General features: G+C 40.0%; 15 protein-coding genes. 6 read left to right on the top strand and 9 right to left on the bottom strand.

Annotated features, from left to right (window positions below; translation table 11 throughout):
• Window positions 1-127 precede the first annotated feature (127 nt).
• Window positions 128-1894 carry an ATP-binding protein gene (locus HNW13_RS06640; RefSeq protein WP_192114960.1) on the top strand — a complete coding sequence of 589 codons (1767 nt, stop codon included), beginning with the start codon at window positions 128-130 and terminating at the stop codon, window positions 1892-1894.
• On the opposite strand, the gene HNW13_RS06635 is transcribed toward HNW13_RS06640, so the two are convergent.
• Genes HNW13_RS06635 through HNW13_RS06625 form a run of 3 tightly spaced genes read right to left on the bottom strand, consistent with a single transcriptional unit; the run spans window position 1883 to window position 4130 of the window.
• Window positions 1883-3190 carry an ATP-binding protein gene (locus tag HNW13_RS06635; protein WP_192115167.1) on the bottom strand — a complete coding sequence of 436 codons (1308 nt, stop codon included), beginning with the start codon at window positions 3188-3190 and terminating at the stop codon, window positions 1883-1885. The genes HNW13_RS06640 and HNW13_RS06635 overlap by 12 nt on opposite strands.
• Window positions 3190-3768 (bottom strand): chemotaxis protein CheC, encoded by a 579-nt coding sequence (locus HNW13_RS06630; RefSeq protein ID WP_101087163.1) that lies wholly within the window; start codon window positions 3766-3768, stop codon window positions 3190-3192. The genes HNW13_RS06635 and HNW13_RS06630 overlap by 1 nt, the downstream gene beginning before the upstream one ends.
• Window positions 3765-4130 carry a response regulator gene (locus HNW13_RS06625; protein WP_162023171.1) on the bottom strand — a complete coding sequence of 122 codons (366 nt, stop codon included), beginning with the start codon at window positions 4128-4130 and terminating at the stop codon, window positions 3765-3767. Before HNW13_RS06625 ends, HNW13_RS06630 begins: the two co-directional genes overlap by 4 nt.
• 185 nt (window positions 4131-4315) lie before the next feature.
• On the opposite strand from HNW13_RS06625, the gene HNW13_RS06620 reads away from it, so the two are divergent.
• Window positions 4316-4861 (top strand): heme NO-binding domain-containing protein, encoded by a 546-nt coding sequence (locus tag HNW13_RS06620; RefSeq protein WP_162023172.1) that lies wholly within the window; start codon window positions 4316-4318, stop codon window positions 4859-4861.
• The gene (locus HNW13_RS06615) at window positions 4854-5762 is read left to right on the top strand and encodes an ATP-binding protein (protein ID WP_101087160.1); all 909 of its coding nucleotides are present in this window, start codon (window positions 4854-4856) and stop codon (window positions 5760-5762) included. Before HNW13_RS06620 ends, HNW13_RS06615 begins: the two co-directional genes overlap by 8 nt.
• 22 nt (window positions 5763-5784) lie before the next feature.
• Here HNW13_RS06615 and HNW13_RS06610 read toward each other — a convergent pair whose 3' ends face one another.
• Together HNW13_RS06610 and HNW13_RS06605 are read right to left on the bottom strand one after the other, a co-directional pair.
• Window positions 5785-6675 carry a dienelactone hydrolase family protein gene (locus HNW13_RS06610; RefSeq protein ID WP_101087159.1) on the bottom strand — a complete coding sequence of 297 codons (891 nt, stop codon included), beginning with the start codon at window positions 6673-6675 and terminating at the stop codon, window positions 5785-5787.
• A 192-nt stretch (window positions 6676-6867) separates the two neighbouring features.
• Window positions 6868-7827 (bottom strand): helix-turn-helix domain-containing protein, encoded by a 960-nt coding sequence (locus tag HNW13_RS06605; protein WP_101087158.1) that lies wholly within the window; start codon window positions 7825-7827, stop codon window positions 6868-6870.
• Window positions 7828-8042: 215 nt separating this feature from the next.
• Here HNW13_RS06605 and HNW13_RS06600 point away from each other — a divergent pair, with 215 nt between their 5' ends.
• The 3 genes from HNW13_RS06600 to eat are packed head-to-tail and all read left to right on the top strand — an operon-like array spanning window position 8043 to window position 11792.
• Window positions 8043-9446 carry an ethanolamine ammonia-lyase subunit EutB gene (locus HNW13_RS06600; RefSeq protein ID WP_192114961.1) on the top strand — a complete coding sequence of 468 codons (1404 nt, stop codon included), beginning with the start codon at window positions 8043-8045 and terminating at the stop codon, window positions 9444-9446.
• Complete coding sequence (eutC, locus tag HNW13_RS06595; RefSeq protein ID WP_101087156.1) at window positions 9446-10339, top strand: ethanolamine ammonia-lyase subunit EutC; 894 nt, start codon at window positions 9446-9448, stop codon at window positions 10337-10339. Before HNW13_RS06600 ends, eutC begins: the two co-directional genes overlap by 1 nt.
• Window positions 10340-10388: 49 nt before the next feature.
• A complete protein-coding gene (eat, locus tag HNW13_RS06590) occupies window positions 10389-11792 on the top strand; it encodes an ethanolamine permease (protein WP_101087155.1) in 1404 nt (467 codons plus the stop codon).
• Between the two features lie 551 nt (window positions 11793-12343).
• Here the strand turns inward: eat and HNW13_RS06585 are convergent.
• The 4 genes from HNW13_RS06585 to HNW13_RS06570 all read right to left on the bottom strand — a co-directional run bounded on the left by HNW13_RS06585 (window position 12344) and on the right by HNW13_RS06570 (window position 19286).
• Window positions 12344-13246 (bottom strand): homocysteine S-methyltransferase family protein, encoded by a 903-nt coding sequence (locus HNW13_RS06585; protein WP_192114962.1) that lies wholly within the window; start codon window positions 13244-13246, stop codon window positions 12344-12346.
• A 579-nt stretch (window positions 13247-13825) separates the two neighbouring features.
• Complete coding sequence (locus tag HNW13_RS06580; RefSeq protein WP_192114963.1) at window positions 13826-16540, bottom strand: EAL domain-containing protein; 2715 nt, start codon at window positions 16538-16540, stop codon at window positions 13826-13828.
• Window positions 16541-17096: 556 nt separating this feature from the next.
• On the bottom strand, window positions 17097-17873 hold the full coding sequence (locus tag HNW13_RS06575; RefSeq protein WP_192114964.1) for a hypothetical protein: 777 nt from the start codon (window positions 17871-17873) through the stop codon (window positions 17097-17099).
• A 270-nt stretch (window positions 17874-18143) separates the two neighbouring features.
• Entirely contained in the window at window positions 18144-19286 is a 1143-nt protein-coding gene (locus HNW13_RS06570; protein WP_192114965.1) for a PcfJ domain-containing protein, read from the bottom strand.
• Window positions 19287-19402 lie beyond the last annotated feature (116 nt).

Below are 19402 nucleotides of genomic sequence, written 5' to 3'. Positions count from 1 at the left end.
ACAAAATTCAAACAAAGATCAACAGCCCCTAGTAAAAAGCCAATTAGATAAATTAAATTGGTCAACAATACATTATCAAGAAACAACCCCTTTTGTTGTTCGCTATTTAATTTATCTTAGTATCGCAATGCTATCTTCATTATTAGTATTGAAATATATCACGGCATTATCAGGTCGTTTAGTGCATAACTATACGGAAACACTCGAAAAAATTACAGAATTCACACATCAATTAGGCACTGATAAACGAATCAATCAACCGCTGCATTTTAACTATTCAGCGCGAGAATTTGAGATACTGACTCAAAGTATAAATAACCTTAATGAACGTGTTATTAATTCAAGAGAAGCAATGATGAATTCAATGGCTGAAGTCAAAGCGTTGAACAATCAATTAGAAGACAGAGTGAAAGAAAGAACATTACAACTAGAACAAGAGCGCGACAGAGCAAATCAATTAGCAGCTATCAAGACTCGTTTTTTAGCGAATATGAGCCATGAGATACGCACGCCTATCACTATCATAAAAGGATTCACAGAAGAGTTACTTAACCACACAAATGGTGAAACCCAACAAGTGTTGAATCGTATTCGGCAAAATACCTTACATCTACAAAATGTTATTAACGACATCTTAGATACCGCTAAAATTGATGAAGGTAAAATGACGTTTGATTTACAGCCTATCGGCCTTAGAGACTTTCTAGTGAATTCAATTGATAGTTCATCACAAATTGCTAAATCTAAAGGGCTATCAATACAGTGCGCAATAGAGGACATATCTGACTTATATGTCATGGTTGATCCCTTTAGGCTACAACAAATTTTACTTAATTTACTCAGTAATGCCGTTAAATTTACAGCCAATGGCACGATTATACTAAAAGCACATAAATCACCTGATAATACTTGTACTGTTCAAATCATAGATGAAGGTATTGGAATGAGTGATGAACAACAACTCACTCTATTTGCAGCATTTAAGCAAGCAGACGTAAGCATAAGCCGGGATTATGGTGGCACTGGCCTAGGATTGTATATCAGTAAACAACTCGCTGATGCCATGGGGTTATTATTAACCGTGAAAAGTAAATTGGGTCAAGGATCCACTTTCACACTAACGTTGCCTACTACCAATACAAGACCCATGAGTAAGCCACTAGAACACGTTAACTCGACAACATTTACTCAACGAGTATTAGGCGGCACACTGCTTATTGTTGATGATGTAGAGGATATACGCCAACTCATTGCTGTTTATGTCAAACCGTTAAAGATGAAAATATTATTTGCTGAAAATGGTAAGCAGGCTGTTGATATCGTCGACAAAGATCAGCCAGATATTATTATCATGGATCAACAAATGCCCATTATGGACGGATACCAGGCTGCCCAAATGTTAAGAAACAGGCACTTTACCAAACCCATTATTTCATTAAGTGCGGACGTATTTAAAGAAGAACACTCACCGAATACCGTCTCGCCTTTCAATGAAGTATTGAACAAACCCATTGATAAAACGCAATTATTGCAAACCATCACTCGATGTTTTGACAAGCATCAAACCAAAGCATCAAAACCAGATAACGACGATGTAAAAACACAAGACGAGTTAGACATGTTAAATGAAATTAAAAACTTACGCCTAGAGTATCTAGATAGTTTACGAGCAATTCCCGACCAACTCATCTTACTTGCATCAAGTTCAGATCACGATCAAGTTAAGAATTTATTTCACAAAATTAAAGGAACCAGTGCTTGCTTAGGGTTAGATAATGTCAGCGAATCAGCAAAACAAGCCGAAATAGGCTTAAAGGCTGGAGAAAACCTACATGACGTATGCAAAAAATTCAATTCGAGTTTAAATAAATTAATTACAGATTCAGATGCTTAGATGTGTTTTATCAATTTCATCTGGCGGTAATAACGGCAAAATGATGGTAAAAGTCGTGCCAACATTCACAGACGAACTAACCGATATCTTACCGTTATGTTTTTGAATGATACTGTAGGACAAGGACAGGCCTAAACCAGTGCCCTGACCTACGGGTTTGGTCGTATAAAAAGGCTCAAATATTTTACGTATCGCGCTGTCGCTAATACCACAGCCGGTATGTTTTATTTCAATAGTGACCTCAGTATCATCGCCGCGCACTGAGATATAAATGTGGCCTTTATTTTCGATCGCTTGTGCCGCATTGACCAATATATTAAGAAATACCTGATTCAGTTGCATTGGCTGGCATAACAATAGAGGTACAGACTCTTGATAATCGCGATGAATTTCGATTTTGTGTTTAAATTGGCTATTGGCAATTTTTAAGGTGCTTTCGATGCCATCAATGACATTACAGTTTTCCCATTCACTGCTATCAACATGAGAAAATGCTTTCAAGCTTCTGACTATATCGGTTACCCGTTCAATACCTTCGATAGATTCACTGACTAAATCTGGCATATCGTCGCGTAAAAAAGGATATTGCATGCGTTGTTGCATGTCTTGTTGAAGATTAATAAAAGTTTGATTTTTGGTTTTATCAATCACTTTTTCATAAAAACTAACCAGTTTTAGTAGCTTACTCGAGTAATCTTGTAAAATTTGTAAATTTGAAAAGATGAAGCCAATCGGATTATTAATTTCATGCGCAACACCAGCGGCTAATTGTCCAATTGCAGCCATTTTCTCTGATTGCAATAATTGATTCTGTGCAGCTTCAAGTTTATTGTTTAACTCTAGCAAAACAGAATGTTCTTGCGCCAGTTGTTGAGTTAATCCTTTTTGGCCTTGATAATAACTGGCAAGTTCAGTCACATCTTGCACAATCATACACACTGTTTTAACCGTATTATTAGACACATCCAATGGTAGAAACTCAATATTTTGATACATCAAGGTTTCTTCACCCGTAATTGGACGGCTACTGCCAAACACAAAAACGTGCGGCTTATGTTCCCAATAAGAAAAACTGGCATTATTTAATATAAAGACACTGTTGATTTTTTTCTTTAAATACGTAGCTTGGTCTGGAAACATCTCTAATAAATTCAGCCCTCTAACATCATCGCTGCTAATCTTGAGGCGATCGGCAAAAAAGTCATTCCAATACTCAATCTCAAACTGATCATTAAGCACACAAACACCTAATGGAAGTTTTGCGGTTAGATTCTGTAACATGGACTCTGTTGCCATCATGACTCCAATAACTCATTTAATTTGGTTAAAACAATCGAAATTGAGTCAGCTTCTAAACAAATCATGATTTTAGAATCAAATCGACTAGATTCTATTTTAAATTCAACTTCCATTAATAATGTGTTGCCCCAGCGATAATGACCCGCAGAAAGAAGTGTTGGGTCAAATACTGTTGGCATACTTAATTTTGTATTCAGTGTTAATTGTTGTGCAAAACCATTTAAGCAGGCCCCTGCAAGAATATTAGATAATTCCAGTAATAACTCTTCTTGGGTAATGTTAGACAATGGCAATTCGTAATCCATCAATTCAGCAATGGCTTCACAGCCCTGTTTGGATTGCAGGGAAAGTACTTCCCCTTTCACTGTACCCAGAAAAGACTGCCTGGTATGCCACATGGTGTCTAAGTTGATCATCTCAACAAACTCTGTAGGGGTAACTGACGATATTTGAGGGATAGAAAGTGTAATCTTAGCGCCAATAAGTCTCGCAAGAGAATTGGCTGCTTGCCCCATAGAAATGTTCATTAGCTCCTGCAAAGCATCACGCTGTTCTTCACTTAAATAGTCATTCATATTAACCCCACGTCAGATAAAGCCTGCGATAATTGCTCTGCTTGTAGCGGTTTATGTAAAAAGCGAAATGCCCCTAGTCGATCGACTAATTTTTTAGCTTCGGGTTGAATATCCGCGCTAATCACAATAACAACTGTTTTAGCATGATGTTCCTGTAAATAGCTTAGGACACCAAATCCGTCCAGTTCGGGCATAGTTAAATCCAAAAAAAGCACTTCTGCTTTGCCTGCTTCAACCGCTTCAATTGCCTCTTTGCCATTTTTGGCTTCGGTGATTTCAACATCCCAATCAACAGGGAGTGCACGCCTAACTACTTTTCTTGACATCATCGAATCATCTGCAATGGTTACAGGTATAGGCATTATAATCTCCAGGCTGTCTCATTTGTCCTTTAGATTATGATGTAGTCTTACAGAAAGTCAAAATTTAATAGAGTATTTTTTATAAACAGTGGTGTTAATTCATTTTAGTTGACATAATCAGCAGAAGACAAATAAGACACAACTTTCCATTAACAAATTAAGCATCTATTACTATTGAGGTTTTTATGAAAGGTATCATTTTTAACGTACTTGAAGACATGATAGTTGAACAATGTGGTATGGGTGTATGGAATGACTTAATGGAAAAACATGCGCCTGCGGACAGAGTATATGTTTCGGCTATCAACTATCCAGAAAATGAGTTATTTGCCATCGCCACAGAAGTCTCCGAGATTTTAGGTCTTCCTTTACAAGATGTCATAAAAGCCTTTGGCCAATTTTTATTTTCAGGCTTGGCTGCAAACCATACTGCCGTTGTTGAACGTTTCACAGACTTTACGTCACTCGTTATGGGCATTCATAATATCATCCACGTAGAAGTGAATAAGCTTTACGATGAGCCCTCATTACCTACCATCATGTCGACAATGATCGATGACCATAATATTGAACTCAAATACTATTCTCCGCGTAAATTATGTTTTTGTGCTGAAGGGCTTATCTTTGGTGCAGCTGATTATTATCATCAAAATATTAGCATCAAACATGACACCTGCATGCATCAAGGTGCTGAACAGTGCATCTTAAATATAGAGTTAAAAAATGATTGATAAATCTAACCCATATTACATTGCCTACCATCGAGAAAAGAAAGCCCGAGTTGAAGTTGAGCAATTGTTAGAAGATTACACTAGACAAGTGTATGAAAAAAATATGTTGTTAGAACAGCAGATTAAACAAATTAAAAATCAACAGCAGTCACTTATACAACAAGAGAAATTAGCCTTATTGGGGACTCTCGCTGCTGGTGTAGCTCATGAAATCAATAACCCATTAGCGTTTGTGATCAGTAATGTCACCACATTAAACAGTTATGTGAACGACTTAATTGAGGTAATCCCTAAAGAACAGTTAAGTCAAAGCGACCAAAATACTATCAATTTTATTACAGAAGACTTACCAGAGCTTATCACCGATAACGATCAAGGTTTTTTTCGCATTAAAGATATTGTTAAAAACCTGCTGTTCTTTGCCAGAACAGACTCCGAAGAATTAACAGAAATTGATTTGTCTGGTGCCATTGATATGGCAGTCAAGTTATTAGGCCCAAAACTAAAAAATATTCAAGTTAAACAAGAACTTTGCAAGGTACCTAAAATTCGATTTAATTCAGGAGAGCTTAACCAAGTGCTGGTAAATATCTTGGTTAATGCCATTCAAGCCTGTGAACAGTCAGCAAATAATAGTGCGATTATCACCATCAAACTGGCGCAGCATGACGGTATGATTCAACTCAATATTATCGATAATGGTTGTGGTATGTCTCCTGAAGTGCAACAAAGAATGTTTGATGCTTTTTATACTAACAAGCCTGTAGGCACTGGCACAGGTATAGGAATGTCGATTGTGTTGCAGATATTAAAACAACACAATGCGACGATTGATGTACAGTCTGAATTAGACAAAGGTACCATCATAAAAATTGGCTTTAATTTATCGGCACCCATATAGAAAATAAATTATAAATAAGTACTTAGCCAATATTTTTATTAAAAAAATCAACAGTCCGCTGCCATGCTAATTCCGCATTAATTTCATCATATCTGCTGGTCGAATCATTATGAAATCCGTGATGGGCTTTTTTATACATGTGCATGGTATAGGGTACCTTAAATGCTTTTAAATCTTGCTCGTACTCGGGCCAAGTATTGTTAACCCTTTCATCTAACTCGCCTAATTGAATTAATAATGGCGCTTTAATATTTTGTCTTAATTCTTTTGCTGCTGGAGTGCCATAAAATGGAACACCGGCTTGAATCAAATTTGAATCAACTGCCGCGAGATAATTAACAATATAGCCGCCAAAACAAAATCCCACCGCACCTAAGTTACCATTACTGCGTTGATGCGATTTTAAAAACTGGGCGGCCGCAACAAAGTCTTGTTCAATTTTGCTGCGGTCTAATGATTGCTGCATTGCCCGGCCTTCATCATCATTACCGGGATAACCGCCTAGTGAAAAAAGTGCATCAGGAGCAAAAGCAATAAACCCCGCTTTCGCTAAACGGCGAGCAACATCTTCAATATATGGATTTAAACCACGATTTTCATGAACGACTAATACAACGGGCAATAACCCTGTTTTACTTGTGGGCTCGACTAAATAGCCTTGGCCTTTGCCATAACCTAAAGGAGAATCAAATTGAGTGTAAGTGGCTTTAATGTCGGCATCATTAAATGAAACTTGCTCAGCTAGCGCATAATTAGGCAATAATGCCGAAGTCAGCACACTCATTGAATAACCTAATGCCACTAACGAGCCTAATTTAGTCATAAATGTACGACGGTCCATGCCACCGTGAGCATAGGAGTCATACCAATCAAAGGCTTGTTGCGGAATATTATCGACGGATTTGTGCTGCATAAGTTCCCTCTTCTGATCAAATGTAATTACGCTAATTGATGGTTATTAATATTAGTTGATAACCGTTAATGTTACCTGAAGATAATGTATTCACCATCGTCAGCCGATTTTATACGCTTAATTAGCCGCTTAAGGTCAACTGATTTGGTGCGCCTAATTATCACAATTTAAGACTCTATCAATTGTGATGAGTCATGGTTGAGCTGGCTGATATCGCTTAAGCGTATGTGATGGATTTTCTCCAAAGAGTTGTGTGTAATCTTTGGTAAATTGGCCAGCATGCCAAAAGCCCCAATTGGCCGCAATCACCGAAATAGGCGTATCTTGGTCGGGTTGTTTCAGTTGACGCCTGACATTATTTAAGCGTGTAAGACGCAAAAAGCGCAATGGATTAATGCCTAAAATACTCTCAAAACTATACTGCAAGGTTCTTCGGCTCACAAAAGTAAGCTCACAAAGCTGGGTTATCGTCACCGCTTGTTGAGGATAATCATGCAAGAATTCTTTTACTTTCTCTACCACGGCTAAACGATGTTGATAGCTAGGCGCCACCACTTGTTTTGATGATTCCTGGGTTAATAAATTCAGCGCTAAAGTGCTTAACATATCTTGCTGTAACGCAGTATGTAAGCCTAATTCACCTTGGTTAATCAGTGATTCAATCATAAAACGGGTTTGGTTAAGTTGCATTGGATTAGTACTTAATCGCTCCGCCCCTTGCGACGTTAAACTCTTAAGTGACAAACCTTGTATCTCAGCCATAGTAAATAAGATCTGTTTATTAATAACCAAACCATAAATAGTAAACTGTTCTGGGGTCATTAACTCAAAATCACAATCACTGCTACGACACATAAACTGATGAGTATCAACTGGTAAACCATTGATTTTACTTTGGTCTGAAAAACGTGGAATGCCTAACCAGATTGATTCAGGCGCGATATTGCATTGCTGTCTTAGTGCACGCTGAGTAAATTCTTTAAATAAATGCGCCTCAGGATAGTCAAGCCCTTCTATACAACCATAAAAACTGCCGTTACTGACTTGATCATAAACTTGCTGCCATTGAGTTAAATTATGCGCCTGCTCATCAATATCGTTGGTTGTGACCACGCTCTTTTGTGGTGCGCACTGATTAATATGGTGCTCCATCTGTCACGTCCTCTTGATATAACATTGTTAACCCAAACTCTAACCCTGAAGAAAAAGAACTTCATCTAGCTGAAATTAATCACAAAAAATGACTTTGCCAAAACTTGATAGCCACTTGGTACGATTTAAGCTCGTGTAAACTTATAAATTAATTGATTAACGATTACAGGAGCAAAACCTGTACCAAAGTTCAATCGTTAACCTCGAGGTCATTAATGAGTCAATCGTATCGCTACACCTTAGGTAGCCAAACATATCAATTTCGACATCTTGCAGACCTAATGGCTAAAGCAACGCCACAGAGATCCGGTGATCGTTTAGCCGGAGTGATGGCTCAATCAGCGAAAGAACGAGCTGTTGCGCAAATGACACTTGCAGATGTGCCATTAAAAACCTTCCTTAACGAAGCGCTTATTCCATATGAAACAGACGAAGTTACACGATTAATTTTAGACGAACATGACACTCGTGCATTTGCTTATATTAGCCATTTAACGGTTGGCGATTTTCGTAACTGGCTACTTAGCGACTACGTAACACCACAGGTTTTAGCCGCAGTAAAAATGGGCATCACACCTGAAATGGCAGCGGCTGTGAGCAAAATTATGCGTAATCAAGATCTTATTCTTGTGGCTAAAAAATGTCATGTCACTAGCGCATTTAGAAATACCATTGGCTTGCCCGGTCATTTATCGACCCGCTTGCAACCTAACCACCCTACCGATGATGTCAATGGGATTGCAGCTTCAATACTTGACGGTTTGTTGTATGGCAATGGCGATGCTATGATTGGCATTAATCCAGCAACAGACAACGTAGCGCAAGCCATAAAACTAATGAAATTGATGGATGACGTGATCCAAAAATATGACATTCCAACACAGAGCTGCGTCTTAACCCACGTCACTAACACCATTGAATGTATAGAAGCCGGCGCACCGGTTGATTTGGTGTTTCAATCAATTGGTGGCACCGAAGCCACAAACAGCAGTTTTGGGTTTAATTTAAATACCTTAGCAGAAGCACAAGATGCAGCATTAAGTCTAAAGCGTGGCACCGTTGGCAATAACGTAATGTATTTTGAAACCGGCCAAGGCAGCTCGTTGTCTGCTAATGCTCACCATGGATTAGACCAACAAACCTGCGAAGCTAGAGCCTATGCTGTCGCGCGCAAGTTTAATCCGCTACTGGTGAATACAGTGGTTGGCTTTATTGGTCCTGAATATTTATTTGATGGTAAAGAAATTACTCGGGCTGGATTAGAAGATCATTTTTGCGCAAAACTACTTGGTGTACCTATGGGGTGTGATGTGTGTTACACCAACCATGCCGAAGCCGATCAAAACGATATGGATAATCTTCTCACCTTATTGGGGGTTGCCGGTTGCTCGTTTGTGATGGGGATACCAGGTTCAGACGACATCATGCTTAATTATCAAACCACTTCTTTTCATGATGCTTTATATGTTCGTCGTGTATTGGGCTCTCGCCCAGCGCCAGAATTTGAACACTGGTTAAGCAAAATGAACATTATGAAAAATTCGGCAGATTTTGTGTTGTCCAACACGGTACCCAATGCATTTGCTAAACCACTGTATGCACTACAAGGAGACTATTAATGGACTCCAATTGTGTAGATAAACAGAACAACCTTGTCGATTCAATTCAATCACATCATCAACATGGCAATGTAGTCTCCAATCCATGGCGCGACCTTCGCCGTTTTACTGATGCACGAATTGGCCTTGGTAGAGCCGGAATTAGCTTGCCCACATCAGAGTTATTAGCGTTCCAATTATCACACGCGCAAGCTCGCGACGCGGTGAATTTACCGCTAAATATCGATGCTCTGGCAATTGATCTAAGCAATATCTTATTACTGGATAATGTGACTTATCCTATGACAGTTAACAGTCAGGTTGATGATCGTATCACCTATTTACAAAGACCTGACCTTGGCAGAAAACTTGCTGAAAGCGGCCGCAAAACCTTACTACATCACATGAACAGTCAAGGTCAAGCTGCCGACACTCAATACGACCTTGCCATAGTAGTGGTCGATGGTTTGTCATCATTAGCGGTACAAAACAACGCCAAGCCATTTATCAACGAGTTATTAAGTCAACTACATCAGCAACACTCTGGATGGAATATCGCCCCCATCACCATAGTAGAACAAGGTCGAGTTGCCATAGGTGATGATATTGGCCAGCTGTTAAATGCCCAAGTGGTGATGGTGCTTATCGGCGAACGCCCGGGACTCAGCTCACCAGACAGTCTTGGCTTATATCTCACTTGGGCGCCTAAAACGGGGCTTAATGATGCCTGCAGAAATTGTATTTCAAACATTCGCCCTGCTGGCTTGCCCTATACCGAAGCAGCCAAACGGGCTGTTTATCTATTAACACAAGCTAAAAAACTCAAACTAACAGGAGTGAATTTAAAAGATCGCACTCAAGACGATGTGATTGAACACCAACAACAAACTCAAAACTTTTTAATTGCTGAATAACCCTAAATACATTCTACATAAAAATGTAAATACCACCGGAGAAACAATCATGTCTGAAAACAACAAAGAGTATCTTGCCAAAAGGCAACTTAAAAGCGGTACCGCTGGATGGGTTTTATTGGCAGGATTAGGCGTGTCGTACGTTATTTCTGGTGATTTCGCAGGTTGGAACTTCGGCATAGCCGAAGCTGGCTGGGGAGGATTTGCCATTGCAGCTGTACTGATGGCAATCATGTATTTAGCGTTAGTCTTGTCCTTAGCGGAAATGTCAGCAGCAATACCCGCTGCAGGTGGCGGCTATAGCTTTGCTCGCCAAGCAATGGGACCGGCTGGAGGATATTTAACCGGACTGGCGGTGTTAATCGAGTATGCTCTAGCCCCTGCTGCTATTGTTATTTTTATTGGCTCTGCGGTACAGGAGTTACTGGGATTTAACGGCCCTTGGGTGTATGCACTGTTTTATATCGTCTTTGTCGGTATTCATCTCGCGGGTGTTGGAGAAGCACTAAAAGTCATGATGGTGATCAGTGGTTTAGCTGTTGTAGCCATTATTGCCACTGCAGTGGTGTTGATTGGCAACTTTGATGCTACCCGACTTTATGATGTTGCCGTTACTGATGCAGCAGGTGCTAGTGAGTTTTTACCATTAGGATGGTACGGTGTTTGGGCTGCTCTGCCCTTTGCCATGTGGTTATTTTTAGCTGTAGAAGGTGTTCCATTAGCAGCAGAAGAAGCCAAAGATCCGGCCAAAGATGTGCCTAAAGGTATTATTGGTGCAATGATATTTTTATTGTTTACTGCGCTGCTGGTTGTAGTATTAGTCCCTGGCGCTGGCGGTGCCGCGGCAATGGGCGCAAGTGCTGTACCACTCGTTGATGCATTAAATGTGACCGGTAATCATACCTTAGCGACTATGGTAAATATTTTAGGTTTAGCAGGTCTAGTAGCCTCATTTTTCTCAATTATTTATGGTTATAGCCGTTTGGTATTTGCGTTGTCACGTGCAGGCTATATTCCGCGTTCACTGTCAATTACAACCTCACGCAAAGTCCCTGCCCGCGCATTAATAGTCCCGGCAATATTCGGTTTTATTGCATCACTCAGCGGCGAAGGTGATTTATTGCTTGCTATGGCCGTTGTGGGCGCAACAGTATCTTATGCATTAATGGCATTAAGCCATATATTATTACGCATAAAACAGCCTGAATTAGTCCGTCCATACAAAACACCGGGTGGTGTCGTAACATCAGGTATTGCATTAGTCCTGTCTTTAATAGCATTAACCGGAGTGTATGCGTTTGACCCACGGGCATTCTTATTCACAATAGGTTTATTTGTCATTGGCGCTGCATACTACTTTGGCTACAGCTCAACTAGGTTGGTAGCAAAAAATGCTGATGAAGAGTTTGCGATGTTGGCTGCGGCTGAATCAGAACTAGTCATGGAAAACTAATCAAACAACGCTTAATGCGATCTGGTTGTGATAACAGATCGCATAATATCAAAAACGTATACTTCATCTAACCAATATAATTAACTGATTTAATGATCAACTCTAACGATCTCGAGTTAAATTTTGCACTAGCCATGCTGTCAGTTCAGACATATTAATGCAGGGTGCATTTACAAGCATTTTGTAAGATTAGCACTATGGTTAACTGAACGGCCACAACGCTGGAATCAAACTCAGAAGAGTATCGCCAGCAAGAAATCTCACTGCACAGCTGAGGCGTACGTCCTTCCTAAGCTATCGCCTACTGTAGATAAACAACATAAACCTGTTCCATAAAGTAGCAAAAATACCAACAACTACTCGCCTCCAGCAGCATAAAGTAGCCATGATCAGTAATCAGTAATCACAGTCCACTGGTCATTAGTCATTAGCCATTAATCATTAATCATTAGTCATTAGTCATTAGTCATTAGTCATTAATGCCACTATTGGCATCAACCCATTTCCTTGCTTGCTCAGAAACCGATTATTGTTATCTTTCGTCCAAACGCTTAGCGCAGACGATGGGTCAGTGCTTCAATATGTTCTGGACCAATCCCACAACAACCGCCAATGAGTGATGCCCCCACGGCACGCCAGCGTTCTGCCCATGTTAGATAATCAAGTGGCCCAAGATCGTTACGGATCTCATCTAAACCATCATTGGCCGTAGCATCTTTTGCTTGCGGAGGAAAAGCATTCGCATAAGCCCCCAATCGGATGTCATTTCGGCCAAGCTTATCCAGACAGTCAGAGGCTACCTTTAGTGCAGCCTCAATGACTTCAGGCTGACAACAATTAAACAAAATGGCATCTACACCTACTTCTATCAGTCTCTCTATGGCATACACGACGGATTCACCAGATCGTAATCTAGGTTCATTTGTGACTATTTCATCCTCAAGCGTAAAAGCGACCCAAAACGGTTTACCGTCATTTGGCAGTAACCTTTTAATCGCAAGCGGTTCAGCGATAAGGCTCACTGTTTCGATCAGCCACAGATCCACATTGGGTGACATTGCTCGTATCAGCGGAGTAGCGAGCTCACTGACTTTATCAGCATCGAACAAATCGGCCCGATATGAGCCAAACAATGGCGGCAATGAGCCCGCAACTAACACAGAACTCCCCTGCTCGTCGGCCACATCGCGTGCCAACTTACTCGCAAGCGCGGCCAATGTTTCCCCCTCTACCGCAAAACGCTCAGCTCCAATATGAAACGGCACCAAGGCATAACTATTGGTTGTAATAACTCGAGCGCCACTATCGACATAAGCACGGTGCACTTGAGCCACTGTTTGTGGTGCTTCTATTAAAGCCAGAGCGGACCATTCAGGTTGACGAAATGGAGCACCTCGGCTTGCCAATTCGCGTCCCATACCGCCATCAAGCACCCACAATTCCTGCTTATCCATTATTAATGACTCCATAATATTAAGATGTCTCTACAAATCTTTATCCCGAGTGATGCTGAAATAGATCTCAATGGCACAGTCGAGTACACGAATAAACCCACCAAAAAACCAGACGTCCAGATGGCTAAAGTGTAAAGGTATAAATGGGATACTGCAATCAACCATACCGAAAATATTAAATAACTTTGTTATTGATATCGACTCATTCTAAAAGCCTAAACGAGGTATTAAATCGATATTAAATACGGCTTAGCTTACCTAAACAACACCATTAAATCGTGTCCAATATTGATTAACCTGAGCTCAGGATAACAAATCAATGACCGCAGCAGCTTAGATGAATGATGCTTGAATAGAATTGGATAATTTAAATAGGTATAAAAACTATCAAATAAAGTGTGAAGTACAACCAGATAGCATTACTCACATAGGTTGTTGGAACTGTCATGATGAAGTTGTTAGCAGTAAGATGAGTCTTTATTTGGACATTTTTGTCGTTGTTTAAATTAGTAAAGCCCAATAGTCTAATGTCGATTAGCACGACTGAGCGAAATACATATTTATGCTGACAGTAGCGGTCTATTCGATTGTTAAAGCGTATTTATGATAAACATCATCAACGTTCATCGGTTTTGAAAAATAATACCCTTGCGCCACATCACATTGATATTCAATCAAAAAATCTAATTGTTCTTGTAATTCTACCCCCTCAGCCGTGACGCATTTACCTAATGAGTGAGCCATGCTTATCACCGCTTTTACCACGGCTTGATCTTCGGCTGAATGAATCAGATTGGAGATAAATGACTGATCAATTTTTAACATGTTGGCAGGTAGTGATTTAAGATAAGCAAGTGACGAATAGCCGGTACCAAAGTCGTCGATAGCGACATGAATATCAGCTTCGATCAGTTTATGTAAAATCTCGATTGATTGCTCAGGAATGGCCATCAATGCGGTTTCGGTGATTTCAAACTTAAGCCACTTAGGTTCGGCGCCAGTATCTGTAATAACAGCCAGTAAATCGTCAGCTAAATTTATATTTATCAGTTCCAGTGCTGACAAGTTAACTGAGACCCTCTTAAAGTCAAAACCTTGCTCATGCCATTTCACTAATTGTTGGCATACCGTTTTGAGCATCCAACGACTTAATTCAAAGATTAAACCAGTATTTTCGGCAATAGGGATAAATTCAGCCGGAGAGATAAGCCCAAAGTCTGGATGGTCCCAACGCATCAACGCTTCAAATCCACCTAGGCCTTGGCTTGGTAAAAGGATTAAAGGCTGATATACCGCAAACAATTGATAATGTTCAATAACAGGTTCAGCTAACGCTTTACGTAACCCCTGCTCAATAATGAGACGGCGTTTATTATGTATCGCTTGTTGTTTGTTACAAAATGCCACCCCAAACGGTCTTTTTTTCGCTTCATACAAGGCTGAATCAGCTTGGCTTAATATCGCTTCAGCATCTTTGCCATCTTCAGGAAAAAGACTAATACCCACACGGCAACCTAAAATAATGGTTTGTTCTAAAAACTCAAAATGTTGTTGAAACACTTCAACTAATTCTGTCGCAATGGCATTCGCTTCATCGGCGGCTTTATTGGGTAATGCAATACAAAATTTATCACCGCCAAAACGTGACACTGTGAAGGTTCCATCTAGCGTAGTACTAATGCGTGTAGCCGCCTGCTGTAGAATATAGTCGCCAGCACTATGTCCAAAATTATCATTAATAATTTTAAAACGAGTAAGATCTAAAAATAGTAATGCCAGTGGCTGTTGATTTTGCAGACATGTTTGAATATTTTCGTCGAGTAAAATCTTAAAAAAGTAACGGTTAATTAAGCCCGTTAAGTCGTCATAGTGCGACAGCTGATACAACATATCTTGTTGCTGTTTACGCGATGTCACATCGTGGGCAATACCTTCGCAACCAATGCATTTACCTTCATCATACATAGGTCGTTCAAGCACCTCAAAGGTATGAATAACGCCATTCGCATCAAATATTTCTATCTCAAATGGCGCTAATTTCTCTCCGTTAATAATGCGTTGGATATATCCTGAGATCAGTTGGTTTTTCGGATTGTCAGTTAACAATTTATAATAATATTCGCCAAATCCAGTAATAGTGAGCCCTAAAATATGAGTCACAGAAGGGCTGACATATTGTATAAAACCATCAGTATCGTGCTGATAAAAAATGTATTCATCTTCTAACGACTCAACCAAACCACGGTATCTATTTTCGCTAATGGTAAGCTGAAGCGTCCGTTCCAAGACGTTTTTTTCAAGATTATTTTTTAATTCGTTTAATGCCATATTGGCATTTGCAGTATTAATATTCGCAATGGTTAAGGCTTGATTATTCCGTCTAGCTTGCAAAATCCACACACTAAGCAACAAAATTAATACACCTGCCACCGCCGCAAACTCAATCAAATCTTGGTTATCTTTCGGCAGCGTAATATTTGCCCCCCAAGCTTCATTAATGGCAATTTTTTCAGCAGAGCTCAACGAGCTCAACCCTTTCTGCATAATACTGGCTAAAATGGGAAAGTCTTGTCTGACTGCAATGGATTCATTAGCATTGTTTTTTTCGTAAAAGGCGAAGAATTTCAAATCAGAAAATGAGTACTTTAACTGGTAATAATTTGCTGCAGCTAAAAAGGTGATTGCAGCATCGGCTTGATTAGCCTGCACAGCTTCCATTGCTTCACGCATGTTATCAACCACAAATGGCGTTACGCTGGGGAACTCTTTAATAAGTTTATCGGAATATTGATAATCCTTCACTATCGCAATGGTTTTATTAGCAATATCACTGCGGTTATGAATTTGATGGTTATTTTTTTTACCAATAATCACCAGCGATTTATAAACAATTGGACTAGTGAACAAAAATTGGTTTTCGCGCTCAGGAGTGTTGACCATGGTTAACACCATATCAATCTCTTTTTGCTGCAGATTTTTGATGACATCCGGCCAGCGATGTTCATCATTTATGACAAACTCTATGCCTAACTTTTGCCCAATCAACAACAAAGTATCAACTGCCATTCCAACAATTTGATCGTTTTCATTGATATAAGTATAAGGAGGGAAATAACCATCCACACCCACACGGATTGGTTGATGTTCGCTCAGCCATTGTTGCTCATGTTCATTAAGGGTTATTGGCCTAACAGCGGTCATCTCGACAACATCAGCACGTGTAAAGTTAGCGAATGACAGCAATAACAATATACAAAAAAAGACGTTTGCATACACATAGGGTTTATTTGGCATTATTATTTTATTCCTGGTGCTTATATAGCCAATGCTAAAACTAACACCGGTAAAATGTAATGAATTAATGAACTGCTTAGAGGATCGTACCATATTTAAAATAATAACTAGCAGACTTAAGTATTAAATAAATTTTTTCAATCACTTAGCTATAAATAACGCGAGTTTTTAATCAACATTTCTAATCAGTTTAATGAATCTATTTATACAAAAAAGATTATCAATATACAAACTTTAATGAGTATTTTATTCAATAATCTTTAGTAAACTGCATGTTTGCGATCAGGTACTAAAGCAGGCTTTGTAAGCCCCGCTAGGGAGTGTAAACGGTCAGCCAACCATTCGTTGTACTGTTATCGGTGTGATACTTGCGATAGACAAACTGCGTCGTCGGTAACTGCTCCTGCGTTACTCTATCTCCTGCATCCATGCAGTCGTCGGTAACTGCTCCTGCGTTACTCTATCTCCTGCATCCATGCAGTCGTCGTTTAGGACTGCTATTAGTGTTTTGCCTTGAGGTTTACCCGTTATCGCTAAGTAATAACAGCACAGTCGATTATTGACTCAAGCTTAACTCACTAAACGACAACGACATCTTGCCTAATCCTTGATATTCAATCTGCAGTGGTTTATCCATGTCGACTTTAAGCACACCGCAATATGAACCAGTAATAATGGCCTGGCCGGCAGTAATCTCAATGCCGCGAGCGGTTAAAAAGTTCACTAACCAGTACAAAGGTGATGCAGGTAAATGGCAAGGATGACATCCGTCATAGGTATTGGTAGTGTGTTGTTGAGTGACCAATATTTGAATTTTGCTAGCCATTAATGCCTTAGCTTTGTCAATTTCAGGGCCTAAATACAACCCCTGGTTACTGAGTCCGTCAGCCAATTTTTCAACAAATGTGGCTGGATAATCTCGGCTAAATCGTTGTTGAATTAACTCCAATGCCATATGAGTAGCGCTAATTTGCTGATTAATTTCGGCTTCAGAGTAATGACGATGAGCCTCAAAAGTTTGACCAACAACAAAAGCGATTTCAGGCTCAATCAGGGCTAGCTGCGCCGATGATAAAATGGCGCAATCATGTTGATTAACAATGGCATCCGCCAAAATAGGTGCAACAATCAAATCGCCATTGTCTCGCGGCGTTAAACATTTCCAGCCAGTAACATTATGTTGATTCAGGGCAATCATCGCAACTTGGATTTCAAGTGCCGTTTCAATACTGTCTATATGCTGTTCAAGTAGTAAATTTGACTCAGGATTAACACAATGCCTCTGTGAAAAAAGATGTTTGGCAATGTCGTTTATATTCGTTTGTTGAACCATTACGGTTTCCTATTGCGATAGTGAGTTCTTAAACAAGCGAAGTTTTAGTCGCGAGTAAGTGATTATTATAAATACATCTGCGGTTAGTATTAACGCCACACATTATTCACAGCTGTATCGATGTTAGTGGCGTTAATGCTAGTCGCGTTAAAGTTAGTGGCGTTAGCGTTAGCGTTAGTGGCGTTAATGGCGTTAATGCTAGTGGCGTTTCAGCTGATGACACCGCACAAACAACCACAGCATCAAAGCTAGTATAAAGTAACGCTCACGTTATCCAGCTTTGCGTTGCTTTAATTGTGCTTTAGTTTGCTCAAACCACTGATAAACAATCTCGCGTGTTTGCTCCGATGGCATTGAATTAGACGCACCTCTAATCTGGTCGATTTCGCACATCAGCGGCTGGGTTTTAGTGATTTTGATGCCAATAGTCATTCGCTCAGGCTTAGCCATTTTAAACGCACAATAATGTCCGTTGGCAATGCTTTGATGATAAATAGCAATACAGTGGCCTTGTTCGCGACCTTCTGCGACGAGCTCATCATAACGGCTAATAGCCTTAATTTGGCCATTGGCTGTAAGCAATTGAGGATAGGCGAAATCAGCATTTTGCGGGCGAGTTTTAACAAGCTCCATTTCATTGCGTTCAACCACCCAGCGATCATGTAACTGGCGTAAATCACTAATCGACGACAATTGACTAACCCGTTGCAGCGGATCGAAAATCCCTAATGTCATTCCCATATGTAACGTGTCATTAAGGTACGCCATTAATTGGCTGCGACCTTGTTGCTGATTAAACGCCAAATCGAGCCCGAGCGGAGTGCCAGTAAAAAATGGGTACATGTGATCAACACTCAAAGCATTTAAGTTAATCTGTTGATAAAGCTTAAACCGACTAAAGTGACAAAAACGGACATCTAACTGACGTTTAACATGCAGTAAATCGGCTTCTCGTTGATAGGTTAAGGTTAACTTATCAATAAACTTAAGCGCTGCTTTACTGCTGTGATAGCCTAGGACCGATAGAATTTGGCGCTGTCCAAGTAAGCAAAATGCCAACGCTTGTTGATTATCGACACAGCATTGCTCGCAAATAAGCAATAACAGCACCGGTCTGCTGAGTAATATTTGTAATGCGGGTTCACAATTAGCAGCCAACCACAGCATTTGGTATTGATGCTCAGCAAAGGGCGCGGTTATGTCCAATAACGGTGCCGGAATAGACGTCAACCAGGCTTGACCTGCTTCGGTTTGAGTCACTAAATCAAGTCCTAGCCCTAACCCGCCTTCAAGTTGCTCATTAGATTGATGATTAAACGTTCTAAAACCAGCTAAGCCATCATGCCAGCTATGTAATTCAACATCATAATCAAAACCCAAATCACGCATAGGGATGGTTAATGCAGCGGTCATGTCGACTCCTAAAACAACCAAATCAATAATGTAGCTGATATTGAAACTAATATGGCATCAGTTTCTATTACAAACGATTCAACCGCGCAGATATCAGCCAATTTACTCAGTTCAAT

The organism is Shewanella sp. BF02_Schw, assembly GCF_014596695.2.
Classification (GTDB): domain Bacteria; phylum Pseudomonadota; class Gammaproteobacteria; order Enterobacterales; family Shewanellaceae; genus Shewanella.
The sequence above is the reverse complement of the archived record's forward strand: the minus strand, read 5'-3'. Positions and strand labels throughout refer to the sequence as shown.

Excerpts from the sequence above, each read along its gene's own strand:
- HNW13_RS06640 (WP_192114960.1), top strand. The coding sequence starts at position 128 with ATGCTATCTTCATTATTAGTATTGAAATATATCACGGCATTATCAGGT.
- HNW13_RS06635 (WP_192115167.1), bottom strand. The coding sequence starts at position 3,190 with ATGGCAACAGAGTCCATGTTACAGAATCTAACCGCAAAACTTCCATTA.
- HNW13_RS06630 (WP_101087163.1), bottom strand. The coding sequence starts at position 3,768 with ATGAATGACTATTTAAGTGAAGAACAGCGTGATGCTTTGCAGGAGCTA.
- HNW13_RS06625 (WP_162023171.1), bottom strand. The coding sequence starts at position 4,130 with ATGCCTATACCTGTAACCATTGCAGATGATTCGATGATGTCAAGAAAA.
- HNW13_RS06620 (WP_162023172.1), top strand. The coding sequence starts at position 4,316 with ATGAAAGGTATCATTTTTAACGTACTTGAAGACATGATAGTTGAACAA.
- HNW13_RS06615 (WP_101087160.1), top strand. The coding sequence starts at position 4,854 with ATGATTGATAAATCTAACCCATATTACATTGCCTACCATCGAGAAAAG.
- HNW13_RS06610 (WP_101087159.1), bottom strand. The coding sequence starts at position 6,675 with ATGCAGCACAAATCCGTCGATAATATTCCGCAACAAGCCTTTGATTGG.
- HNW13_RS06605 (WP_101087158.1), bottom strand. The coding sequence starts at position 7,827 with ATGGAGCACCATATTAATCAGTGCGCACCACAAAAGAGCGTGGTCACA.
- HNW13_RS06600 (WP_192114961.1), top strand. The coding sequence starts at position 8,043 with ATGAGTCAATCGTATCGCTACACCTTAGGTAGCCAAACATATCAATTT.
- eutC (WP_101087156.1), top strand. The coding sequence starts at position 9,446 with ATGGACTCCAATTGTGTAGATAAACAGAACAACCTTGTCGATTCAATT.
- eat (WP_101087155.1), top strand. The coding sequence starts at position 10,389 with ATGTCTGAAAACAACAAAGAGTATCTTGCCAAAAGGCAACTTAAAAGC.
- HNW13_RS06585 (WP_192114962.1), bottom strand. The coding sequence starts at position 13,246 with ATGGATAAGCAGGAATTGTGGGTGCTTGATGGCGGTATGGGACGCGAA.
- HNW13_RS06580 (WP_192114963.1), bottom strand. The coding sequence starts at position 16,540 with ATGCCAAATAAACCCTATGTGTATGCAAACGTCTTTTTTTGTATATTG.
- HNW13_RS06575 (WP_192114964.1), bottom strand. The coding sequence starts at position 17,873 with ATGGTTCAACAAACGAATATAAACGACATTGCCAAACATCTTTTTTCA.
- HNW13_RS06570 (WP_192114965.1), bottom strand. The coding sequence starts at position 19,286 with ATGACCGCTGCATTAACCATCCCTATGCGTGATTTGGGTTTTGATTAT.